This window comes from Enterobacter sp. HNDS-6, from assembly GCF_039850505.1.
In the GTDB taxonomy this organism is placed as follows: Bacteria; Pseudomonadota; Gammaproteobacteria; order Enterobacterales; family Enterobacteriaceae; genus Enterobacter; species Enterobacter kobei.
The window spans coordinates 1884379-1908176 of sequence record NZ_CP156673.1 but is presented as its reverse complement, the minus strand read 5'-3'; the positions used below and the strand labels follow the sequence as shown (position 1 = coordinate 1908176).

The following is a 23798-nucleotide window of genomic DNA, read 5'->3' as shown; positions in this document are numbered from 1 at the left end:
GGTCAATCCGTAGTAAAAAAGCCGCTGAGAAATCAGCGGCTTTTTTGTTAGAACGAGTACCGTAACCCCAGGCGAATTCGGTACTGCTCGCGGTTGTAATCATTCCATCTGTCCAGCCACTGAAGTTCGAGGTACGGCAGCCAGTTTCTGTCGATCTTATAGCTGAATTTATTGGTGATTTCCCAGTGATGGTCTTTGCCATTTTTGCTGTGATAATCATTCACCCGCTGGAAAAAGTGCGGTTCAAACGTGTAGAAAAACGCATCCGTTACTTTGAAATTCCAGTAGTTGGCAAACTCGTGCGTGTCGTTCTTATCCATCTGACCGTTATAGTCCGGCGTATCGTAATTGTTATGGTTATAGCGATAGCGGAAGGTCAGGTTAAACCAGTCGATGAATTTATAGTTGGTGTCCAGATAGACGGCACCACCCGAACCGGCGCTGCTGTCATTAATCAATCCGCCGGGCTGGAAGGTGAGTTTGTAGGTGGGTTTAAAGAGCGGATACCATCCCTCTATTTCGTTATAGCTGTGCTTCAGCTCATCCCATTTCCCCACGTTATAGGCATTGGTGAACATCAGCCCCGCGCCCATATCAAAGTTATATCCCGCACGCAGGATCACCTCGTGCAGTTCAGAGGCCGTATTGTAAGCTTCGCGGGTTTCGACATAGGCCCCGGCAAATACCGGGCAGGACACAGACGACACGATCAGTACAGTGATGATTCTTTTCATAATTTGTCCATGTATCAGGTACAGAAAGGCCTCCCTCCTGATTAACAGGAAGGACATATTGGCCGGATTTATTGTTATAAAGTGACTGCTGACGCTTTATTGTTGGTGGTTATCTCAGGGGTATTCGCTGATTGTTTTTTCCGTTTTCCAATCTCCTCGATAATAAAGGCGAAGCGCGCTTCGTTGAGTTTATAAAACAGTCCCATGGTCACAGCGGCAACGATTGCCAGGCCGCATGGCCAGAGGAAAATAAGCTGACGCAATCCCAGCAGCGTGCCCGCGCTTTGAACGGCATGGGGAACGTAGCCAATCTGGGTCAGCATGATGCCGGGCAGGAAGCCAGCGAGGGCGGCGGATATTTTGCGCGAGAAGGTATAACCGGTGTAAACCGACCCTTCGGCGCGGATGCCGGTTTTCCATTCGCCATAGTCGACGGTATCCGGCACCAGCGCCCAGTTCAGGCTGTTCACAAACGCCGTGCCGAAGAAGGCCATGCAGGAAAACAGCACAAACAGCAGGGAGCTGGTCCCCCAGAAGAAGTTCAGCACGTCACCCACTGCCCACAGTGCCAGCCCACCCAGATACACCGGCTTCTTGCCAAAGCGCTTCACCGCGCCGGGCACCAGAAACACGCCAATCAGAATGCAGCCCATGCTGAAAAAACCCATCCACGACAGCAGATGAAGATCGTTCAGCACGTACTGGGTGTAATAGACCTGAATCGCCAGCTTGATGTTAAACGCGGCGAGGGTACACAGGTTGGCGATGCACAGCACCAGCAGTGGCGGGTTGCGGAAAATCGCGCAGAACGATTTCAGAATGCCGGGCTTATGGTGATCGGGCGTGAGCTCCACGTAGCGTTCTTTCACACCGCTGTAGCACCACCACATGCAGAACAGGCCACCCGTCACAAACATCAGCGCGGCCACCAGATAACCGAGTGAGGGCTGGTGGACGAACAGTGCCTGAATGGGCATAAAGCCCACGGTGCAGAGCAACAGCCCCACCGTCGCGCCGCCCTGACGCCAGGCGGCCAGCTGCGCACGCTCGTTCGGGTTTTTGGTTATGGCCGGAACCATCGCGCCGTAGGAGCAATTCATCAGGCTGTAGCACAGGCCAAACAGCATAAAGAGCACCGTGGCGAGCGCCGTTTTCACCGTCAGGCTAAAGTCGTTGGCCATAAACTGCGCCGTCGCGACCAGCGCCACCGGGACGGAGGCGTAGAGAATGAACGGCCTGAATTTTCCCTTCTTACCGATATTCCGCCGGGAGTCCAGCAGCACGCCGGTCAGCATGTCGGTAAACGCGGTGAAGAATTTCGCCACCAGGAAAATAATGCCGCCATAGAACGCGGGCATGCCCAGTTCATCGGTGTAAAACTTCAGCAAATACAGCGTGCCAATACACAGCATCAGGTTCGAGCCAAAATCGCCCATCCCGTAGGCGCACTTCTCACGCAGGCTCAATTTCAGGGTTAACGGATCAGTATTATCTCTCATGGTCGATCCTCAGAGCGCCCCGCAGGGCGCTCTATCACGTCATTTATGCCGTACGCTTGCGCAGTTCGATCTCTTCGACGATGCGCACATACATCTTCTCGTTGAGGTTGTAGAAGCAGCCCATCGCCACGATGGTAATGACCGCCAGCAGGCTTGGATAGATAAATATCAGCTGCCGCAGCCCTTCAACCGTACCGGCGGATTGCACTACGTTGGGCACATAGCCGATCTGCGTGAGCATGATCCCCGGGAAGAAGCCCGCCAGCGCCTGAGATACCTTGCGGAAGAAGGTAAAGCCGGTATAGACCGTTCCCTCAGAGCGCACGCCGGTGCGCCACTCGCCGTACTCCACGGTGTCGGAGACCAGCGCCCAGTTCAGGCTGTTCACAAACGCGGAACCGAAGAACGCGAGGCAGGAGAACGCCACAAAGCTCACCGAGCCGCCGCCGAAGAAGTAGTTGAGCAGATCGCCCGCCACCCAAATCATCAGCCCGCTGATGTAGACCTTTTTCTTACCGAAGCGCCGCACCGCGCCGGGCATCATAAAGACGCCGATAAAAATACAGCCCATGCTGAAGAAGCCCATATACGACAGCAGAATCGGGTCGTTCAGCACGTACTGCGTGTAGTAGACCTGGATGGCGAGCTTGACGTTAAAGGCACCCAGCGTGCACAGGTTAGCGATGCACAGAATAAACAGCGGTCGGTTCCCGGCGATGGCGCGAAAAGACTGCAACAGCCCCGGCTTTTGCGCCGGATTGGCAGGCTGCATCTCGACGTAACGCTCGGTCACGCCCTTATAGCACCACCACATAAAGAACAGCCCGAACAGCGAGAAGAGGGTGGCGGCAAAGATATAGCCCAGCTGATCGTTGCCTTCAATCAGGTTCATCACCGGGACAAAGCCCACGGTACAGAGCAGCAGGCCGAGCGTGGCACCGCCCTGACGCCATGCGGCCAGCGAGGCGCGCTCGTCCGGGTTTTTGGTAATGGCGGGCACCATCGCGCCGTAAGAACAGTTCATCATGCTAAAGAACAGGCCGTACAGCATAAACAGCACGGTTGCCATCACCGTTTTACCGGTCACCTCAAACGGCGTGCCGACGAAGTTGGCAATAGCCAGCAGCGTCACCGGGAAGGCGGCGTACAGCACGAACGGGCGGAATTTCCCTTTCGGGCCAATCTTGCGCCGGGAGTCGAGCATGATCCCGGTGCCCATATCGGTGAAGGCGGTAAAGAACTTCGCAATCAGGAAGATGATCCCGCCGTAGGTGCCCGGCAGCCCCAGCACGTCGGTGTAAAACTTCAGCAGATACAGCGTGCCGATATCCAGCAGGATGTTAGAGCCGAGATCGCCCATCCCGTAGGCGAGTTTCTCTTTAAACGGCAGGCGCAGGGTTGCCGGATCAGAAGTATGTTGACTCATTATTGTTCTCCGTCTGCCCGCAGGTTTCCCTGCGGGCGAGCCTTATCAGATATGACGTAAGGTGCTAAACAGATCTGCCCATTCACTGTGCTGGCGATAGAAGACCGGTGGCTTGCCGAGTGGGGCATCAACGGTCACGTCACCGCCCTGGCAGCATTCCCCGGTCCACGCATTCACCCAGTTGTCCTGCGGCAGATAGAGCGTCCAGTCCGTGCGCCCCTCTTCGTGAACGGGCGCCACCAGCAGATCGCGGCCAAACAGATACTGGTATTTCAGCGTGTAGGCGCGTGCGTCGTCCTCGTAGTGCAGGAACAGCGGGCGCATCACCGGCAGGCCGCTTTTCGCGTTCTGCGCGACGGCGGCTTTGATATACGGCTTCAGGGTGGTGAAAACGGTGGTCATGCGCGCGAAGTGCGCGATGGTTTCCGCATCGCCGTCGAACTGCCAGTTATCGCCAGGACGGTTACCTTCGTGGGTGCGCATCATCGGCGTGAAGGCGTTAAAATCGCACCAGCGCAGCAGCAACTCTTTACTGCGCTTCATCTCGAACAGGGTGGTATAGCCGCCGATGTCGCTGTGGTGCAGGCCGTGCCCGGTCATCGCCAGAGACAGCGCCGCAGGCACCACGGATGCCAGACCGTCGTCCAGGCTCCAGTCGACGTTCTGATCTCCCGCCCACATCATCACCGAGTGCTTCTGGCTGCCGGTGTAGCCTGCGCGCATAAAGAACAGGATCTCGCCAAGTTTGCCGGTCTCCTCCAGCGCCTCGTAGTTACATTTGGCCCACAGGGCTGGCCACGCGTTGTGCATGATCTCTGCGCTAACGCCGTTGTGCAGGAACGTGTCAGTCGGCAGATACTCTCCGAAATCGGCCATCCAGCCGCCGCAGCCCAGTTCGATCAGGTTCTTTTTGATAACCTCTTTGTACCAGTCGTAGGCTTCAGGATTGGTCAGGTCGATGACGCCCGCATAGAACTCGCCAAACTCGACGTGGTAGTCCTTGCCGTCTGCATTTTTGGTCAGATAGCCGCGTTTCGCTGCTTCTTCGCAGAGATCTTTATCGCTGGCGACGTACGGGTTGATGTAGGAGAGGAACTGCACGCCTTCCTGTTTCCATTGTGGAATACGCTCGTCAAGCTGTGGGTACAGCTCGCTGTTCCACTTCCAGTTCCACATCACGCGTTTGCCGAAGGAGGTCATGCGAATGCCGGACCAGTCCTGCGCCCAGATACCGTTCACCTTCACGCCCCCTTTGCGCATGACGTCGAGCTTCTGCTGACAGACCTCGGTGCCGCCCTGAATACCCAGCGTCACGCCGTCGTAAACCCAGTCTGGCAGTTCAGGCTGACGCCCCAGCAGTCCGGTGAGTTTTTCCAGCAGACCGACGTAGGTTTCCGCACAGTCGAAGCGCAACGTGGCGGTATCTTCCCAGAACGCCAGTTCGTGGAAGTCCGGCGCGCTGAAGTCAAAATTCATGTAGCAGCTGTTGTCCACGTGGCAGTAGTACTTCTGGGTGCTCACGAAGGTAGGCTGTGGGAAGAAGGTCCAGTAGTAATCGCCGCCTGCGTTCTCTTTGCAGTCGGCCTGCCAGGTCACGTAGGTTTGCTTGTTACGGCCCACGCCCTGTTCGCTGGTCCACAGCGGGAACGGCTTGCCGCGCAGATCGAAATAAGAGAACTGCTCGCCGCAGCCGTAAATGTGATCTTCTGGCTGAGCCGCCAGCCGCAGCCAGATGCGGTTATGGCGGGTGGCATCGTTTTTAAGCTTCATCTCCAGGCGGCCTTCGCCATCCACGCCCACCAGCAGCGTCGCGCTGACCGCATCGCCACGGGTAAAGCGGATCGCCCAGCCCGCGCTTTGCTGCGTGACGGTTGCGTCCGTCAGCGCGATCTTTTCGTTCAGTTTGTCCTTGATGCTGAAATTGCCGCGAAACATCTCAATATCGGCGACGCCTGCACCGATCCACAGGCAGGGCGCATCCGCGGTATGGGACAAAATCAGGCGGTTTTCCCAGTGCAGGGTGAAACCCCTTTCGTTATTTTTCAGGTCAATATTGTGTAGGGTACGCATAAAAACTCCGTCTTTTATTATTTGGCCAGGCAGTCCAGCAAACCGGCGGCCGTTGCCGGGGCTAAGCCCGGTGCCAGCGGCAAACGTGGGATCACCAGGCAGTGCAGCAGATGATAAATATCCTGCTTGCCGTCCCAGACTTTGGTTGTCACTTCGTTATGGGTATCCAGCTCCTGCCACCAGGAACCGTTCTCGTAATCCATCAGGTACTTAATGCAGTAATCCCACCACTTCTGATACCAGGCTTCGTACTGTGCTTCGCCGGTTACGGTGTAGAGCGCGTAAGCCGTGCCCATCGCCTCGACGATAGGCCAGCGCACGCGTTCACGGACAATAGGCTTGCCATCCCAGCCTACGGAGTAGACGAAACCATCGGCCCCGTCCGGTGCCCAGGCGTCGCGGATGGTGGCATGGAACAGTCCTTTCGCATCTTCCAGCAGCCACTCCGGCGGGGTTTCAAAACGGGCTTCCAGCGCGGCGCGCAGGTGCAACATCAGGCGGCCCCACTCGATCCAGTGGCCCGGCGTGCCGCCGTAGGCGCGGAAACGGTGGGCAGGATTGTCGATGTTGTAATCGCGGATCGGGTTCCAGTCGGTGTCGAAATGCTCGTTAACGCGGTACTCACCTTTGCGCGCCACGTCGTGAATAATCACCGAGGCGATGCGCAGGGCGCGGTCGAGCCACTTGCGGTCGTGCGTGACGTCATAGACGATCAGGAACGCTTCAACGGCATGCATGTTGGCGTTGCCACCGCGATAATCCTCGGTTTTGCTAAAGGCCTCGTCCCAGGATTCGAGGCACATTTGTTCTTCCTCGCTCCAGAAATAGCGCTCGATCACCTCAATCGCATCGTCCAGCAGTTTGCGCGCCTGCGGATGGCCGGTGGTCACGGCGCTCGCCGCGCCCAGCAGCACGAAGAAATGCTGATAGCCCTGCTTGGAGGCGTCGATCACGCCTTCATCGTTCACACAGGCGTACCAGCCGCCGTGCTGTTTGTCGCGCAGCGGGCCGTTGAGGGCATTAATGCCGTGCTCAACCAGGGCATACGCCCCGGGACGCCCCATATTGGCGGCCACCGCATACACGTGCAGCATGCGGGCGGTGATCCACAGATGCGTACCCATATCGCTACGCACCTGGCCGTTATTGCCCAGCCAGCCAAAGCCGGTCGGCACGGCGGCGTTTTTACCGAAATCGAAAATACGGTCGGTCTCTTGTTCGAGCCAGCGGTTATGGCTCAGGGTGTTAAACCATTTCATGTTCGGGTCCTTTCTTAGCGGCGAGCCATCATTTCGTCGACGATCTCACCCAAACGCTGCAGTTTTGGCACAGAGACATCGCGCAGCATCATTTCAGTATCCGGCAGCCCCACCACGGAGGACCACACGGCGCGACCGGCTAAAAAGCCTGAAGCCCCCGCCTGCATGGCAACTTGCACCGCGCGTGGGAAGAGCTTGTCATCCACGCCGGAAGAGAGGATCACCCACGGCATATTGATTTCCGCGTTCAGCTTTTGCGAGGCGGCCAGCAGTTCCTGCTGCGTACCTTTACCGAACAGCGGCATCTCCACTTTGTAGAGGTCGGCACCGCTATCGCCCAGCTCTCTGGCGGCGTTGATAATCGCCTGCTCGCGGTTGAACGCGGCACCGCGACGCGGCGGACGCACCACCGGTTCGATAATGCTAAGCAGTCCGTTGCTATGGCACAGCGTATTGAACGCCTTCACCATCTCCAGACGTTGCTGCGGATCTTCATCGCTGCGCCACAGCACCAGCAGCTTCAGCGCCTTGCCGCCATCGCGTTTTACTGCCTGCGCGTCGATGTTCTTGTCGATCACCACGCTATCAACCGGAATACCGTTGCCCGGTATAAACTCGTCGGCGGCCACAATCATCGCGCAGCTTTTGGCGACGGCCTGCTGCTCGACGATCTGGCGATAGCAGAACTGCTGGTCAACCAGAATAGCGGAGGCATACGGCGACAGGATTTTGGCCGCGTTAACCTTAAAATCCGTGAGGTGCTGGTCGGTTACCGGCACCGGCGCGCCTGCCGCAGCAAACATCAGGCGCATCGCTTCGCGCTGGTCCACGGCCAGCATGGCAAAACCGCCGGAAGGTCGGGTGATATCTTTCAGGGTGTACATCGTCATTCCTCAGTCCTTTCGTATCAGTGTGATTTTTTCAGCCCGGCAGATGCGCGAACCTGTTCAAGAATGGCCGTCCAGTCTTCGCGCCCGCGCCCGGCGGCGCGAGCCTGGTTGTAAACTTCACGGGAAGCCGCGCCGAGCGGCATGGGAACGTGGAGCTGGTTGGCCACGTCCAGGGCGATCCCCAGATCTTTATGCGCAAGGTCGATCATGAAGGCGGGTGAAAGATCCCCTTTCAGCACCTTGTTCGGCCATGAGGTCGTGAAGTGGCCTTTGCCTGCCGGCGTGCCGCTCATGACCTTGAGCGCCACGTCGAAGGAGAGGCCGAGCGCTTCGCACAGTACGGCCGCCTCTGCTGAAAGCGCGTTCAGGGCGATGCTCATGTAATTATTGATAAGCTTCACGCGGATACCCATGCCCGGCCCGCCAGCGTTGATCAGCTCATTGCCCATCGCCATTAATACCGGCGTGGCGCGCTCAACCTGCTGCACCGTGCCGCCTGCCAGCAGAAGTAACGTACCGGCGATGGCATGGTCAGACGTTCGTCCGACGGGGACGTCCATCAGGCTGAAGCCGCGCTCCGCCATGTCACGGATCAGCGCGTCAGTTTGCAGTGGATGAATGGTGGACATATCGATCACCAGCGCGTCGCGGGATAACCCTTCGCAAACGCCGTGCTCACCGAACAGTACGCTGCGCACCAGGTCGCCGTTGGGCAGCATGGTAATGACGAATTCGGCATCCGCAGCGGCCTGCGCTGGCGTCGCCACTGCCTGTGCGCCGCTCTCCACCAGCGTCTGAACGGCCTGCGGGTTCACATCAAAGACCTGAAGCCGGTGACCTTGTTTCAGCAGATTCTTCGCCATTGGCGCGCCCATCTGCCCTAAACCGATAAATGCGATTGCTGACATGCCTTTCTCCTGTCACATCGTGTCAATTTTTGCGCGTTTGTGTTGTCTGTTTTTGATCGTATTTGTAATTTATAGTCAAAAAATTGACAGGGGTCACTTTTTAAACATTTGATGAAATTAAAATGGCAGCATCAGAAATCGCACAAGGAATCACCATGACTCGCATCGTTTGTGTCGGCATTACCGTGCTGGATCGCATCTGGTATCTCGATGATTTACCAAGGGAAGGTGGGAAATATGTCGCAAAAGATTATACGGAAGTGGGCGGTGGCCCGGCGGCAACTGCGGCGGTGGCGGCAGCGAAACTGGGGGCTGAGGTGGACTTTATTGGCCGCGTGGGTGACGACGAGACCGGAAGACGCCTGCTCGCGGAGCTGGAATCCCTGGGGGTGAATACCCGCTACACGCGCGTGTTTAAAGGGGCCCGATCGTCACAATCCGCAGTGCTGGTGGACGCCTGCGGGGAGCGCGTGATTGCGAACTACCCCAGCCCCGATCTTCCCGCTGAGGCTGACTGGCTGCAAGACGTCGACTTCTCACAATGGGATATCGTATTAGCAGACGTGCGCTGGCATGACGGGGCAAAACAGGCGTTTATCCGTGCTCGCCAGCAGGGCGTACCCACCTTACTTGATGCGGATGTCACTCCGCAGGACATCGCGGAACTGATCGCCCTAAGCGATCATGCCGCCTTCTCCGCGCCGGGACTGCGGCGTTTAACGCAGCTGGATGAAGCTGAAGACGCGCTGAAAAAAGCACAAATACTCACAAATGGACATGTGTACGTTACGCAGGGGCGAGACGGTTGCTTCTGGCTGGAAAGCGGCAGGTTATGTCATCAGCCTGGCTTTGAGGTCGAGGTGGTTGATACCACGGGGGCGGGCGACGTTTTCCACGGTGCGCTGGCGGTCAGTCTGGCGCAGCAAGCGTCCGCCGCTGACGCCGTGCGTTTTGCCAGCGCCGTCGCCGCCCTGAAATGCACCAGGCCCGGCGGGCGTGCGGGTATACCCGACTGTGATCAAACCCGCTCTTTTTTGTCACTTTTTGTATAAAATGCGGGGCGTGATGGTTTTCAGAGGACAGCCCATGAGTCTTACCGAACTGACCGGCAACCCGCGTCACGATCAGCTGCTGACGCTGATTGCCGATCGCGGCTATATGAATATTGATGAACTGGCGCAGCTGCTGGATGTGTCCACACAAACGGTACGACGGGATATCCGTAAGCTCAGCGAGCAGGGACTCATAACGCGTCATCATGGCGGTGCGGGCAGGGCGTCCAGCGTGGTGAACACGGCGTTCGAGCAGCGTGAAGTTTCGCTCACCGAAGAGAAGCGGGCGATTGCCGAGGCGATTGCGGACTACATTCCCGATGGCTCGACCATCTTTATCACCATCGGGACGACGGTGGAGCATGTTGCCCGGGCGCTGCTCAATCACAACCATTTGCGCATTATCACCAACAGCCTGCGGGTGGCGCACATTCTCTATAAAAACCCGCGCTTTGAAGTGATGGTCCCCGGCGGCACGCTGCGCCCGCATAACGGCGGCATTATCGGCCCGGCGGCGACGGCGTTTGTATCCGGCTTCCGGGCGGACTATCTCGTGACCAGCGTAGGGGCGATTGAGCACGACGGTGCGATGATGGAGTTTGACGTCAATGAAGCCAGCGTGGTGAAAACCATGATGGCTCACTCGCGCCATATTTTACTGGCAGCCGATCATACGAAATACAGCGCTTCCGCCGCCGTAGAAATTGGCAACGTGGCGCAGGCCACGGCGCTATTCACGGATGAGCTTCCCGGCTCGGCGCTGCAAAATCTCCTCAAATCCAGCAAAGTGGAAGTCGTTGAAGTCAGTTCTGGAGAAGAACAGCAGGCTGGCTGACCTTTTTATGGCCCGATATCTCTCTTCGGGCCATTCCTTTCTTTAAGCTGAATCTCGCACATAGCCAAACCTTCTCTTTCCCGCTACAGTTATTTTTCCACGGCGAGCAGGAGATAAACATGCTTTATATCTTTGATTTAGGAAATGTAATCGTCGATATCGATTTTAATCGTGTGCTGGGCGCATGGAGCGACTTTAGCCGTGTTCCGCTGGCGACGTTAAAGCAGAATTTCGCGATGGGCGAAACCTTTCATCAGCATGAGCGCGGTGAAATGAGTGACGAAGAATTCGCAGAGCGTTTCTGCCAGGATATGGGGCTGTCGTTAAGCTATGAGCAGTTTTCGCACGGCTGGCAGGCGGTATTTGTCGCGATCCGTCCGGAAGTGATCGACATCATGCACAAACTGCGCGAGCAGGGGCACCGTGTGGTTGTCCTGTCGAATACTAACCGCCTGCACACCACGTTCTGGCCTGAAGAATACCCTGAAGTTAAGGCAGCGGCAGATAAAATCTATCTCTCGCAGGAGATGGGTATGCGCAAGCCCGAAGCGCGGATATATCAGGCCGTTTTGCAGGCAGAAGGTTTCACTGCCGCCGATGCCGTCTTTTTCGACGACAATGCCGATAATATAGAGGGAGCTAACCAGTTAGGTATCACATCAATTCTGGTGACCGGAAAAGAGACGATACCCAACTACTTTGCGAAGCAGTTATGTTAAAAACCGTTCATCAAAAAGCCACGCATCATACGCGCCCGCTGAGAGCCTGGCTAAAACTGCTCTGGCACCGCATTGATGAGGACAACATGACCACGCTGGCGGGAAACCTCGCGTACGTGTCGTTGCTCTCATTAGTGCCGCTGGTGGCGGTGATCTTTGCGCTATTTTCCGCCTTTCCGATGTTTGCGGACGTCAGCCTGCAGCTTCGCCATTTCGTGTTTGCGAATTTCATTCCTGCCACCGGGGATGTTATCCAGAACTACATCGAGCAGTTCGTTGCCAACTCCAACAAGATGACGGCGGTGGGGGCGTGCGGGCTGATTGTCACTGCGCTGCTGCTGATGTATGCCATTGATAGCGCACTGAACACCATCTGGCGGAGTAAAAAAGCGCGGCCAAAAGTCTACTCTTTTGCCGTGTACTGGATGATCCTCACGCTCGGCCCGCTGCTGGCCGGGGCGAGCCTTGCCATCAGCTCTTACCTTCTGTCATTGCGCTGGGCGAGTGATTTAAACGGCGTTATTGATAATGTGCTTCGCATCTTTCCGCTGATCCTGTCATGGCTCTCGTTCTGGCTGCTCTATAGCGTCGTACCGACCACGCGCGTACCAAACCGCGATGCGGTAGTGGGGGCGCTGGTGGCGGCCGTGCTTTTTGAGCTGGGTAAAAAAGGGTTCGCTCTCTACATCACCATGTTTCCGTCCTATCAGCTGATTTACGGCGTGCTGGCGGTGATCCCCATTTTGTTTGTCTGGGTCTACTGGACCTGGTGTATCGTCTTGCTTGGTGCCGAAATAACTGTCACTCTCGGCGTATATCGCGAACTTAAAAAAGCAGCAGCAGCTGAAAAACAACAAGAAGCAGACCAACCATGATTGCATTGATACAGCGCGTAACCCGTGCCAGCGTCACCGTGGAGGGAGAGGTGACGGGTGAAATTGGCCCAGGACTTTTGGTGTTGTTAGGTGTCGAAAAGGATGATGACGAACAAAAAGCTAACCGCTTATGCGAGCGGGTGCTGGGTTACCGCATTTTCAGCGATGCGGAAGGTAAGATGAACCTGAACGTCCAGCAGGCGGGCGGCAGCGTGCTGGTGGTGTCCCAGTTTACGCTGGCAGCGGATACCGAGCGCGGCATGCGCCCGAGTTTCTCGAAAGGCGCCGCGCCCGATCGTGCAGAAGCACTTTACGAATACTTTGTTGAGCGTTGTCGCCAGCAGGAAATGCATACGCAAACCGGACGATTCGCTGCAGATATGCAGGTTTCGCTGGTGAACGATGGCCCCGTCACATTCTGGCTCCAGGTATGAGCCAACTGGCGGCGTGGCCGCGGGTAACAAGAGAGAGTACAGCTATGTATCACCTTCGAGTACCGCAAACGGAAGAAGAGTTAGAAGCCTATTACCAGTTCCGCTGGGAAATGCTGCGCAAGCCATTACATCAACCGAAAGGCTCTGAGCGCGACGCCTGGGACGCAATGGCCCATCACCAGATGGTGATGGACGAGGAGGGCAATCTCGTCGCCGTCGGGCGTCTGTATATCAATGCCGATAACGAAGCATCTATTCGCTTTATGGCGGTTCACCCTTCCGTACAGGACAAAGGGCTGGGGACGCTAATGGCAATGACCCTGGAGTCCGTCGCCCGCCAGGAGGGCGTTAAGCGCGTCACCTGTAGCGCCCGCGAAGATGCCGTGGAGTTTTTTGCCAAACTCGGTTTTGTGAATCAGGGGGAAATCACCGCCCCGCAAACCACGCCGATTCGTCATTTTTTGATGATCAAACCCATTGCCACTCTGGACGACATTCTGCATCGCGCAGACTGGTGCGGTCAGTTACAGCAAGCCTGGTATGAACATATCCCTCTGAGTGAAAAGATGGGCGTGCGCATCCAGCAGTACACCGGGCAAAAATTCATTACTACCATGCCGGAAATCGGCAACCAGAACCCTCACCACACCCTGTTTGCTGGCAGCCTGTTTTCTCTGGCAACGCTCACCGGCTGGGGGCTGATCTGGCTGATGCTGCGCGAGCGCCATCTTGGCGGCACCATCATTCTGGCCGATGCCCATATTCGTTACAGCGCGCCAATCAGCGGCAAACCGAGCGCGGTGGCTGACCTTGGCGCACTGGGCGGCGACCTTGATCGTCTGGCGCGTGGCCGCAAAGCGCGTGTACAGATGCAGGTTGAGCTGTTTGGCGATGAAACCCCGGGCGCGGTTTTTGAAGGAACTTACATCGTTCTCCCTGCGAAGCCGTATGGCGCGTATGAAGAGGGGGGAAATGAAGAGGAGTAGCGCAGTTAAAAGAGAGTTATCTTTTTAGAAGATAACTCTCATGTTGTATTAAAAATAAATCTATTGATGGCGTAATTGCCATCCAGATCGGCGTTCGAACCTTCATAGACGAGCGTATAGTTAATCCTTGTTGTCGTAATAAAAGATGTGTTGCCAATTGCATTTTTAATTCTCTACTTTTCAAATAAAACCCAAATTGTAATTAAGGAAAGCTAAATGGTGTTTAGCTATTGCATCAATTATTATTGCAACATTTATGTACTAATGACTCGTTATGAATTTGTAATAAAATGAATAAATACTACAGCTTTGAACGAAACAAATCCGGGCTCGTAATTATATTATTATTGAGTTTTTTGCTTTTGGGTTGTTTTCTTGCCTATATCATTTGGGTGAGCATGATTTCAATGAGAACTGTTCTAATGAACTCTGTTCCAGAATGGTTAACGTATATAACGATAGGCTCTATTTTTGGTCTCATATTCTCCGGGAGATCTACCTATTATAGACCTATTGGTAAAACATCAAATTATGTCATTGAACGTTTTTGGGTGGGGTTTAGTTGTGGCTTTATTCTTTCATTAGGGATTTATGATGTTTTCGTGTTTATGTCGAAGGGAAACGTTATTACATACGAAGCGGCTTATGAAATAACATATCCTGGCCCAAGAAAGGGCCGGTTTGGTCATTGTGAAGCAGGGTTGTGGTTTAAGGACTATAACACAAAGCGTTGGATTCAATTGTGTACAAATAAAAAAGCACTTCAAGCAGCGGGTGAACCAGGAGCAGATGCTGTAAGGGTTAGTGCTCATTCAAATGAAATAGGGTCTTATATAATTGATTACAACTTCATAAAATCCAAGAGTTAATTAAGAAACCACAACTCCATATATTCACTCTGAAATAATAAATCCACGTTAAATTAAAGGAGAGAAAAACATCTCTCAACGGGAAATGGTTGTCGAATGCAGGTTTTATTGATTGTATGCTGGTTAAAATCCGCATGATGAAGGATTGCATTGTGATCCCCCCCAGAGCACCCGCGAGCTGTGGGGTTGTGCCGAAGGTTTAAGCGTCGTCCACTTCAATAAAAAGAAGATGCCCAGCCGATCAAGGGTTTTCTGGTGGGGTTAACGATACCGGCGATATTCCGACGATCAGGCGTGATCGCTACGACTGCCTGATCCGCTGTGAAGACGACTAAATAGCAAAATTCCCCGCTTTAGAAGGCGGGGATTTTAGTCGCTGAGGATCACTTATCGGGGTCGGTGGGTAGCTTTTTACGAGCATTGTACTCGTCTATTTTGTTGAATATTAAACATCCCACTGCAATAAATATTCCTGCAACAACACTCATCTTGACGACTTTAATAACACCGGATAACGATAAATAAACCTCCCCAGTATAAATAACTGCCGTTACAATCCTGGTAACTACACCCAGTGCAAAAAAAGCGGTAGTCATATAGATAAAAATAAGAATAAATATATGAAGTGTCATTTTCTTTTTCATTGTTTTTTATCCTTGTTTTTTATTAATTCTTTAACTGTATCATTGGATATTTCAAAGACAGAAGCAGAACCAATATCTCCTATCACACCGGAAAACGCCCCCACGTATGGCGCAATCAGCTTTGGAGCATACTTCCCAAAATAACCCCCGGCCAGCGACCCCGCAATGGCGCCACCCTGACCAGTTAAGCTGGGTCCATCAGTCATAAATGCACCACCCATATTAATAAGAGTGTTACCACCAATCTTATATCCTGGCGCCAGAAAACCAGCACCTGCCGCTACGGCAGCGCTGTAGTAACTAAACTCACTGCCTGGCGACATACTCATGTATTGGAATAAAGAGTTAGCACCACCACTAATAACCGCACCGGTAACACCTTTTCCCACTGCGACTGTCGGGCCAAGATAAATGGCTCCAGCCATAAATACCCCATCCTGATAACCTTCCACTATCGCTTTAGTGATATTAGCCTCTTCAGGTAAATCCCCTTTCGACAGTTTATCCAGCCCCGCCTGTTTCTCTTCTGCTGATAGCCCGTTGTCCTCTGCATACTGATTCCAGGACGTTGCTGCCATGCCATAGTCCATCATCCCTTTCGGCAGACTCAGCGTGTTATTCTCCACCGTTGTCTTCCCGGACTGCGCCCCCGCAATGGCACTTGCCGTGCCGTCGCCCGCGACACCGCCCGCTATCCCTGCGGCAAGGGTTGCCAGTGCGCTGATGGTCTGCCTCTCCGTTTCACTCAGGTCGCTGAGGTCTTTATCATACATCTCCAGCGCAATACCACCTGCCAGCTCCCCGGCGGCGGCACCCGCTGCACCCGCAAGCGCGTCTTTCCCCTGCATCGCGGCCAGCACCGCATTCGCCACCGCGTGGGCGGCGGCTTTTTCCATCCCGTCGTCCAGCCCCATCCGGTGCCCGATAACCTCCGCCACGTACGGTGCGGCGGCTCCGGCCAGTGCGGCGGTCATGTCGCTGCCCGCCAGACCCTGAGCGGCAGCGGTAGCCGCCTGGATGGCGCGCTGCATGTCGCTGCCCGTGCCGTACTGTTCAATTGCCGTGCGTCCGGCCTGGTCGGCTATCTCCTGAGGGGTAGGGTTGCTCTTGCCCTCAGCCCTCAGCTTCTCCTCTGCGGCGCGGAGCGCTGCCGGGTCGTTCATGGCCTCCTGTTTCGCGATTTCACCCTGCGTGCGGGCGATATCCGCCACCTTGCTGCCGATTTCCCCGATAAGCTGCGCCTCCTCCATCCTGCGCTGCTCTTTCTCCTTATCGAAGATGGCGTCGATGCTGCCGTTGGCATTCGCCGTGTCGCGGCTCAGGTCCGCCACGTCCTGCGTCTGATGCTCCTTATCGCGAACCACCACCGTGCCGTTTTCAATGGCCGCACGCGTGGTGCCCTCCGCGCTGCCGCTGCTGTCCGCCCCGACCAGCAGGTTGCTCGCCATATTCCCGGTGAACTGCCCCGCGATGCTGCCGCCGGTGCTGCCCCCGGTGCTGATGCCCGCGCTCTGGTGCTCCACGTCGTATTCAGCGGTGTTATGGATATCCCGCCAGCCGAGCGTCCCGGTGTCGAGGCGGTTATTATCCGCCGTGGCGGTGGAGGCGATAACCGCGCCGTCGAGCTGCGTGTGGCCGCCGACGGTGATGTCGAACCCGCCGGAGCCTGCGAAGATACCGCTCTGCTCCTTCACGGAGGCGTAGTCGCTGTTCATCCTGTCGCGGCTGTAATTAACGCTGGCGGAGCCGCTCATGGTGCCGAAGGTGAAGCTGCCGCCCGCGCTGGCGTTCTTCTGGCTGCTGTCGTAACGGTCGGTGTCCTGTTCACTGGTAATGGTCAGGTTGCGCCCGATATCGGCCAGCACGCTCTCCCCGCTGACCTGCGCCCCGGTGAGATTCGTATCGCGGCCGCTGACGATTGTGAGCGTATCCCCCGCGTTAACCGTGGTTTCGGTGCGGGTGGTGCCGTTGCCGCGCTCGGTTCCTTTGCCGCCGTTCACGCTGGCGGAGACGGAGATGCCCGCGCCACCGGAGCCGTAGCCGATACCGACGCCCGCGCTGCCGCCGTGGCTCTCGTTTTGGCCGTCGAGCGTGGAGGTGTTCAGTGCGGAAATCAGGTTCACGTCCCGGCTGGCCTGTAGCCACAGGTCGTTCTGCGCATCAAGCTGGCTGCCGTGAACCAGCAGGTCGCCGTCGGTTGCCACCACGGTGAGGTTATTCCCGGCGGTGAGGCTGCTGCCTTTTGCGGTGGCCTGCGTGCTGGTCTGGGTGGATTTTGACGACTGGCTGCCGTAAGAGAGGCTGATGCCGACGGTGTTGTCGTTGCCCTTCTGGTTGCCGGTGGCCTGGTCGAGCATGACGGACTGCGCGCCCTGTCCGAGGGTCAGTGCGCCTTTCACCGCCTGCAGCGCGGCGAGGCGGTCGTTATCGGTCTCTCTGGCCTGCTTCAGGGTGTGGACGCTGCTGTCGAGAGCACCACCCGCCGCGCCGGAGAGCGCAAGGGTCAGGCCGGAAGATTTTTGCTCCACGGTGTGGGTCTGCGTGCCGCTCTCCGTGGCGGCGGTGATGCTGACGTTTTTCCCGGCGAGCGTCATGTCCTGCGCGGCAATCAGGTCCGAGCCGTGGACGCTCAGGTCATTGCCCGCGCTCAGCGTGACGCTGCCGTTCACGGAGCCAATAGTGCTGCCGCGATGGGTGGTGTCCTGCGCGGTGTCGGTGACCTTCAGGCTCTGGCTGCCGTAGCTGACGCCGATGCCGCCCGTGCCGGAGAAGCCGGATTTTTTCTCCTGGCGCTGATGGCTCTCCTGGCTGTGCTCCTCCGCCGTGGTCACGGTCAGGCTGTTGCCTGCCGCCAGCCGGACATCGTTATCGCCCACGATATCGCTGCCCTGTACCCGCAGGTTATTGCCCGCCTGCAGGGTGACGCTGTCGCCGCTGAACAGGGCTCCCTGTGCGGTCTCACTGTTCACCACATCGTGCGTGGTCACGGTTTTTTTCGACAGCGCGCCGCTGCTGCCGGTGGACTGATGGTGCGACTCAAATGTGCTGCTGTCGGTGGCGGCGGTGACGGCGATGTCGCGCCCCGCGCTGACGGCGAGGCTGCTGCCCGCCTCCACGGTTGCGGCCTGCGCACTCACGTCGCGGCCGGCCATCATCAGGATATCGCCTCCGCCGGCCACCTCGCTGCCCGCCTGCTGTGTGACGGACTGCTTCAGCCAGTTATTTTTATCCCACGTCAGGTTATCGCTGGCGGAGGTAGTGACGGTGGTGAGGTTCAGATCCCGCCCGGCACTGAGCACCGTCTGGCTTCCACTGCCGCTGTTAACGACCTGCGCGCCGGTCAGGGTGAGATCGCGCCCGGCGTTCAGCATCAGCTTACCGTCATCGCCCTGGACGTAGATCCCCGCCACGCGCTCTACGGTGGTGCGCTCAAAACTGTTTTTCCCGCTGCTGCTCTGTGCGCTGCGGGTGGTGGTGGTGAGGCTGATGTCGCGCCCGGCCGTGGCCAGCACGGCATTTTTGCCGGAAATCGTGCCGCCGGTGTTGTTGATGTCCGTGCGGGCGAACAGGCTGACGTCAGCCCCCTGTATCGTTCCTGCTTTGTTGGTGATGTTGTCGGCACTGAGCTGCACCGCGTCACGCCCGTGCAGGGTGCCGCTGTTGACCAGGTCGCGGTTCAGGTTCATCACCAGATTCTGGCCCCCCATCAGCGCGCCGGAGCCGTCGATGTCGCCAGGCTGTACGCGCACATACACCTGCGGCACCATCACCGTCTGCCAGCTGCCGTCGGCAAGCTGAACGCGGGTGTTGACCAGCCAGACCATGTCCTCCGTCAGCAGGCTCATCTGTTCGGCGGTGAGCGCCACGCCAGGGACAAGCTGATGCGTCTGCCCGAAAGCAATGCCCGCATCCATCAATGCCCTGAACTGGGTCTCATCGTCGCGGTAGTCGCCCAGGTAGCGGCCGCCGGTGAGCGCGATGATCTGCTCGCGTACCAGGCGCTGCTCGTAATAGCCGTCGCCAAGGCGCTTGTGCACGTTATCCGGATCCGTCATGAACGCATTCTGCATATAATCACTGCCAAGCCACGTCTTGTTGTTGGTGAAGCGTGGATCGGTTTCGATCAGGTAGTGCGCATTCGGATCGGGCAGGGTGTTAAACAGGCTGCTGTCCGGCAGACGCATGTCCGGCCCTGCGGCACGTACCACCACGCCCTGCGCATCGCTGGCGGGCGTTTCAATCCATTTGCCAGGCGCATTGCCGGAGGGCAGGGCAGGGGAACCCGGGGAGGTGGTGTCCACACCCACCGCCAGGCTCCCCGTCCCGCTAAGCGTGGTATCTGTTTTGTGGGCGCTGGCGGGGGAAAGGGTCATGCCGCTGCCATCGGCCTGGCTGTTGCCTTCCATTTTGCCCGGCGACAGGGTGATCGACTGGATAACCACAGGCGGGGCGTAGTCCGAGGTGCTTTTTCCCTGCGAGTCGCCACCCTTTCTGGATTTACGGCTGTAGTGTGTGACCGAGCCTGCATCGGTGATCCATCGGCTGCCTTCCGGCATCACGTTATCCACCGAATCGGCGAAGATCCCGAGCGTTCCCCCCGCCACAATCTGGCTTTTATCGTTCAGAACCTGATTTGCCGTAATCAGCATATTGCCGCCGGCGAGGATTTTGCCCGGGTCACTTTCGGCAATCACCTCTTCTTCAATGGTGCGGGTGTAGGTGTACTCGTAAAAGTTGTCGTTGTTGGCCCCGGTATCGTCCGGGGTGTTGAGGTTAAGCAGGTGGTCGGCCGAGTTGTGGTCGACGAACACGCCGTCAGCATCCGCATCCCAGCGGGTGGGCGATCCCTTTTGCTGATACTCGTGGATCTGCTCCGTGGAGATGAGCGCCACTTCGGTGCTGAAATGGTCGTTGATGTTGTTGAGCTGGCCGACGGAGAGCGCCATGTCGCCCGCGGATTCAATGGTCGCGCTGTGGTTGTTGAGGGTTTGCGCCTGCCCGATGGCAAAGCCATTGTCGTCCACGCGCCCGCCGATGGCCATCGCCCCGTCGCTGTAGATCAGCGCGTGGTCGCGGTTGTTGATTGTCTGTGCCCCGATATCCACGCGCTGGCGTCCGGCGAGGGTCGCTGCCGTTCCGTCCTGGGCGAGGTTATTGAGCGTTGTCGCCTGAATCGACAGATGATCGCCGTAGATGCGGCCGGTACCCGCGTTCGTTAAGGTTTCGGCACGCAGCCACGTCTGGCTGCCGTCGATAAGACCGTAATTACTCAGGCTTGAGGAGAGGGTCAGCCAGGTCGCGCCGGCGGTAATCTCGCCGGACGCGGCGTTGAACAGGCTGGCGGCGCTGAGATCCAGTTTTGCGCCCGCCAGCAGGTTACCGCTGTTGGTCACGCTACCCGGCGTGGTGAAGGTCATGCTGCCGTTGGCAATCACATCACCCGCGTTGTTAAAACTCTGCTGCGTGTGAATCGTCATATCGCCGAGCGACAGAAGCTGACCGTCTCCGGTTAGCGCGTCGGCTGCAAGCGTGACGTTCTCCCCGCCAATAACGACCCCGTCAGCGTTGAGAAGCCGCAAAGCCGGGCCGCTCAGCGACAGCGCCCCCGCGGCGGACAGCTCACCCTGCGTGTTATCCAGGGTTCCGGCATTGGTGACAGATAACGTATTGCCTGCCCGCGTTGTTCCCAGAGCATTATCGAACTGCTGGCTGTTGATTTTCACATCCAGCCCTTCAATGCCCTTATCTTCAGCCTGCGTATTGCGATTGATCAGCGAGGCTGCGTTGAGCGTCACCGTTGCGCCACTGCGTATCAGGCCCAGCGTGTTGTCGATCGCCCCCGTTACGGCGTTCACCGCCAGTTCACCGAGAGACTGGATCTGCCCGTCCTGGTTATCAAGACGCTCGAGGTTGAGGGTCATCTCCTGCTCACCCACCAGACGCCCGCCGGAACGGTTATCCAGCGAGGTTGCCCGCAGCGTGAACTCCCCTTTTGCGCCCAGCGTGCCGTTCTGGTTGTTCAGCGCGGCGGTGGCGAGCTGCATTTCCGCCAGGCTGTAAATCGTCCCCTCGCGGTTATCCAGCTGCCAGCCGTGCGTATCAAGAACGAGCCCGCTTCCCTGAATGACCCCCTGACGGTTGTCGGTATCGCTGCGCGTGGCAAGCGTCAGCGTATCCAGTGCATACAGCGTCCCGGCGATGTTGCTAAAGCGCGCGGCGTCCAGCGTGGCCCGTTTTTCGGCGAGCAGTACGCCCGCATCATTTTGCAGATCGGTCGTGGTTATGCTCAGGTTTCCCTGGCTAACGATGCCGCCCGTGTCCCCGCTGTAGCGGTTGCTGATACCGTCAACGGCCAGCGTGAGATCCCCTCCGCTCTGGACCAGCCCGCTGCTGTCGTTATCCAGACGCTGTGCCGTGACGGCAAGATCGCCCTGGGCGACAATCATCCCTTTCTGGTTGTCTATCCGGGAGGCGTCTATCCGCGCATCGCCACCGGATACCAGCGTGCCTTGCGTATTCTCCAGCGACCCCACATGTAGATTCAGCGAACCTGTGGCGCTCAGGGTACCGTTGCGGTTGTCCACGTCCGCGGCCGTTACGACGGTTTCTTTCGCGCTGGCCAGCATGCCGTGCTGATTGCTGATGCTGCCGGCGTTGACGTTCAGGGTGCCGAAGCTGACGATGCCGCCAGTCGTCAGGGTCGTGTTGTTTGACAGGCGGTTCCCGTGAGTGTCGACGATCATGTCCGCCCCGGACTGAATTAACCCTTCGTCGTTGTTCAACCCGGCGCTGTCGAGCGTCAGGGTATCGTGGGCGGCAATTGTCCCGCCGACGTTAGCCAGCGCGTTGCGGCTGGTTAGCCCGACGCGGCCGTGTTCCGCGCTGATAAAGCCGCTGCTGTTGTTCAGAGTGTCGGCGCTCAGGCTGATACTGCCTGCTGCTGCCAGTTCACCCTCGCGGTTGTCCGTCAGGCCAGCCGTTTTTATCGTCAGGGCGCTGCCGGTATCGGCGGCAACGATCTGGCCTTTACGGTTATCCAGCGACGCGGCGTTGACGCTTACCGTGGCGTTGGCGGCAATCATGCCTTCGCGGTTATCAATGCCGTCCTGATGGTTCAGCGTCAGACCCCGCGTGCCGCTCTGGCTTATCTGGCCTTTCTGATTTTGCAGGCGTTTTGCCGTGAGCGTGAGCTGGTCGGCGGCGAGCAGGCCGCTGCTGTTATCCAGCGTGCCGGTTGCCGTGACGCTGAGGGCGTCATTCGCGATGACTTCCGCACCGGCGGTGCTGAGGTCGCCTTGTCCGGCGTTAAGGGTAATGGCGTTGGCCTGCGTCACGCTGCCTGATGCATCCAACCCCTGTCCCGTGGACCTGATGTTGCCACCCGCCACATTCAGTCCATGCATCTCAAGTTTGCCGCTGGCGTTGAGCGTCAGATCGCCGTCGCGGCCTGTGGTGCCATCGGGCTGCACGCCTGCCGCCAGCGTGCCGGTGCTGGCAATCGTTTTGCCCGTCAGGCTGACGTTGCGCTGTGCAGCGAGGGAGCCGCTGTTTTGTATGGCGTCGGTGCCAGAAAGGGCGACGTCAGCGGAAGACCAGACCGTGCCGCTATTCTCAATACGCCCGTCGGCGGAGAGGGTGACCGTCCCTGCTTCCGCGCCGATATTGCCCGCGTTGCGCACGCCGACGCCTTTTTCCGTCCCGATCAGACGGATTTTCCCGGCGTACATGCCGCCGACCTGGGAGACATCCAGCGCCATGACGGGTTTTGCCGCACCGTTATCCGCAAGGGCGGTCACCTTTTCATGCGCCGCATCCACCGTGTTGCGCCCGGTAGTGACGCGTAAATCCTGCGCGTGAATCGCCGCATTCACCTGAACCGCCCGGGCGATGATATCGGTGTGCGCCTGCCCGGAGGTATCCAGCCCGTTGCCGTTCACGGTAATCTCACCGCGCTCCACCTGATACCCGGTTATCCGGCCATCCTGCATCTGCGCGGTACCGGTCGTCAGCGTGGCGCGCCCGGCGTTGATAAAGCCGCAGCCGTCACAGGTAATGCCCGACGGGCTGGCAATGATCACGTCGGCCTTTTGTCCAGCCACCTCAATGTAGCCGTTGAGCTGGCTCGGGTTGCGTGCGTTCACCTCGTTGAGGATGACTTTAGCCTCGCCTTTCGCCAGCCACGGGTTGGCGGTCACCATTCCGCCGAGTTCGGTTGAGGTATTTTTATGGGCGTTATTGAGGATGGCCCCGTCCCGGCCAACGTCGAACTGACTGTAGGTGTTGCGGGACACGCCGCCTGCAGACGGGGTCTGGATATTCACCTGCGTCGTGCCGTTAGCGGTGCTGATCACGGTGGGCTGCTGTTTACCGGGCGCGGAGGCGTCCGCCACAATCCCGGCGGCCTGCACCGTGACGGCACCAGAGGCCAGCCACAGCGCAAGGCTGAGTGCGCCGACGCGACAGACAAGACGCTGAAGCGCGTGCCCGATCCCGGAGGAAGACGATCCGCCCGAACAGCCGCGCGCCAGCTCGGAAACGACCATCAGCATGCCGCGGGCTTTATTAAAGACGATACGGTACAGACGTTTATTCATGGTG

The 23798-nt window shown here is 57.6% G+C and carries 16 protein-coding genes and 1 pseudogene; 8 read left to right on the top strand and 9 right to left on the bottom strand.

Translation table 11 applies throughout. The features are described from left to right. Positions 1–47: 47 nt before the first annotated feature. From ompL to yihU, 7 genes are all read right to left on the bottom strand, one after another. Positions 48–734 (bottom strand): porin OmpL, encoded by a 687-nt coding sequence (gene ompL / locus ABFI50_RS08905; protein WP_282377293.1) that lies wholly within the window; start codon positions 732–734, stop codon positions 48–50. Positions 735–808: 74 nt separating this feature from the next. After that, positions 809–2233, bottom strand: a complete 1425-nt coding sequence (locus tag ABFI50_RS08900) for an MFS transporter (RefSeq protein WP_347485869.1) — start codon at positions 2231–2233, stop codon at positions 809–811. A gap of 43 nt (positions 2234–2276) precedes the next feature. Next, positions 2277–3659, bottom strand: a complete 1383-nt coding sequence (locus tag ABFI50_RS08895) for an MFS transporter (RefSeq protein ID WP_014885756.1) — start codon at positions 3657–3659, stop codon at positions 2277–2279. A gap of 45 nt (positions 3660–3704) precedes the next feature. Then, positions 3705–5729, bottom strand: a complete 2025-nt coding sequence (locus tag ABFI50_RS08890) for an alpha-glucosidase (RefSeq protein ID WP_023336487.1) — start codon at positions 5727–5729, stop codon at positions 3705–3707. Between the two features lie 17 nt (positions 5730–5746). Continuing rightward, positions 5747–6988 (bottom strand): sulfoquinovose isomerase, encoded by a 1242-nt coding sequence (gene yihS, locus ABFI50_RS08885; RefSeq protein WP_014885754.1) that lies wholly within the window; start codon positions 6986–6988, stop codon positions 5747–5749. Between the two features lie 14 nt (positions 6989–7002). After that, positions 7003–7878, bottom strand: coding sequence for a sulfofructosephosphate aldolase (gene yihT / locus ABFI50_RS08880; protein WP_045134857.1), 876 nt, complete (start codon positions 7876–7878; stop codon positions 7003–7005). Positions 7879–7895: 17 nt separating this feature from the next. Beyond that, positions 7896–8786: a sulfolactaldehyde 3-reductase gene (gene yihU / locus ABFI50_RS08875; RefSeq protein ID WP_023336486.1), complete on the bottom strand. Its 891-nt coding sequence runs from the start codon at positions 8784–8786 to the stop codon at positions 7896–7898. Positions 8787–8941: 155 nt separating this feature from the next. Between yihU and ABFI50_RS08870 the strand changes: the two genes are divergently transcribed. The 8 genes and pseudogenes from ABFI50_RS08870 to ABFI50_RS08835 all read left to right on the top strand — a co-directional run. Continuing rightward, positions 8942–9838 carry a sugar kinase gene (locus tag ABFI50_RS08870; RefSeq protein WP_347485865.1) on the top strand — a complete coding sequence of 299 codons (897 nt, stop codon included), beginning with the start codon at positions 8942–8944 and terminating at the stop codon, positions 9836–9838. A gap of 34 nt (positions 9839–9872) precedes the next feature. Continuing rightward, positions 9873–10673 (top strand): DeoR/GlpR family DNA-binding transcription regulator, encoded by an 801-nt coding sequence (locus tag ABFI50_RS08865; RefSeq protein ID WP_014885750.1) that lies wholly within the window; start codon positions 9873–9875, stop codon positions 10671–10673. Positions 10674–10792: 119 nt separating this feature from the next. Beyond that, a complete protein-coding gene (gene yihX, locus ABFI50_RS08860; RefSeq protein WP_023331629.1) occupies positions 10793–11392 on the top strand; it encodes a glucose-1-phosphatase in 600 nt (199 codons plus the stop codon). Next, positions 11386–12267 carry a virulence factor BrkB family protein gene (locus tag ABFI50_RS08855; RefSeq protein ID WP_014885748.1) on the top strand — a complete coding sequence of 294 codons (882 nt, stop codon included), beginning with the start codon at positions 11386–11388 and terminating at the stop codon, positions 12265–12267. The genes yihX and ABFI50_RS08855 overlap by 7 nt, the downstream gene beginning before the upstream one ends. Next, positions 12264–12701: a D-aminoacyl-tRNA deacylase gene (gene dtd / locus ABFI50_RS08850; RefSeq protein WP_014885747.1), complete on the top strand. Its 438-nt coding sequence runs from the start codon at positions 12264–12266 to the stop codon at positions 12699–12701. Before ABFI50_RS08855 ends, dtd begins: the two co-directional genes overlap by 4 nt. A gap of 44 nt (positions 12702–12745) precedes the next feature. Next, positions 12746–13687, top strand: coding sequence for a fatty acid biosynthesis protein FabY (gene fabY, locus ABFI50_RS08845; protein WP_023331628.1), 942 nt, complete (start codon positions 12746–12748; stop codon positions 13685–13687). A gap of 422 nt (positions 13688–14109) precedes the next feature. Continuing rightward, the gene (locus tag ABFI50_RS08840) at positions 14110–14556 is read left to right on the top strand and encodes a hypothetical protein (RefSeq protein WP_347485862.1); all 447 of its coding nucleotides are present in this window, start codon (positions 14110–14112) and stop codon (positions 14554–14556) included. Between the two features lie 74 nt (positions 14557–14630). After that, a pseudogene (locus tag ABFI50_RS08835) lies at positions 14631–14891 on the top strand (hypothetical protein); the annotation flags it as partial. Positions 14892–14939: 48 nt separating this feature from the next. On the opposite strand, the gene ABFI50_RS08830 reads toward ABFI50_RS08835, so the two are convergent. Further along, complete coding sequence (locus ABFI50_RS08830) at positions 14940–15200, bottom strand: hypothetical protein (protein WP_023336481.1); 261 nt, start codon at positions 15198–15200, stop codon at positions 14940–14942. After that, positions 15197–23794 carry a hemagglutinin repeat-containing protein gene (locus ABFI50_RS08825; RefSeq protein WP_347485860.1) on the bottom strand — a complete coding sequence of 2866 codons (8598 nt, stop codon included), beginning with the start codon at positions 23792–23794 and terminating at the stop codon, positions 15197–15199. Before ABFI50_RS08825 ends, ABFI50_RS08830 begins: the two co-directional genes overlap by 4 nt. Between the last annotated feature and the right edge of the window lie 4 nt (positions 23795–23798).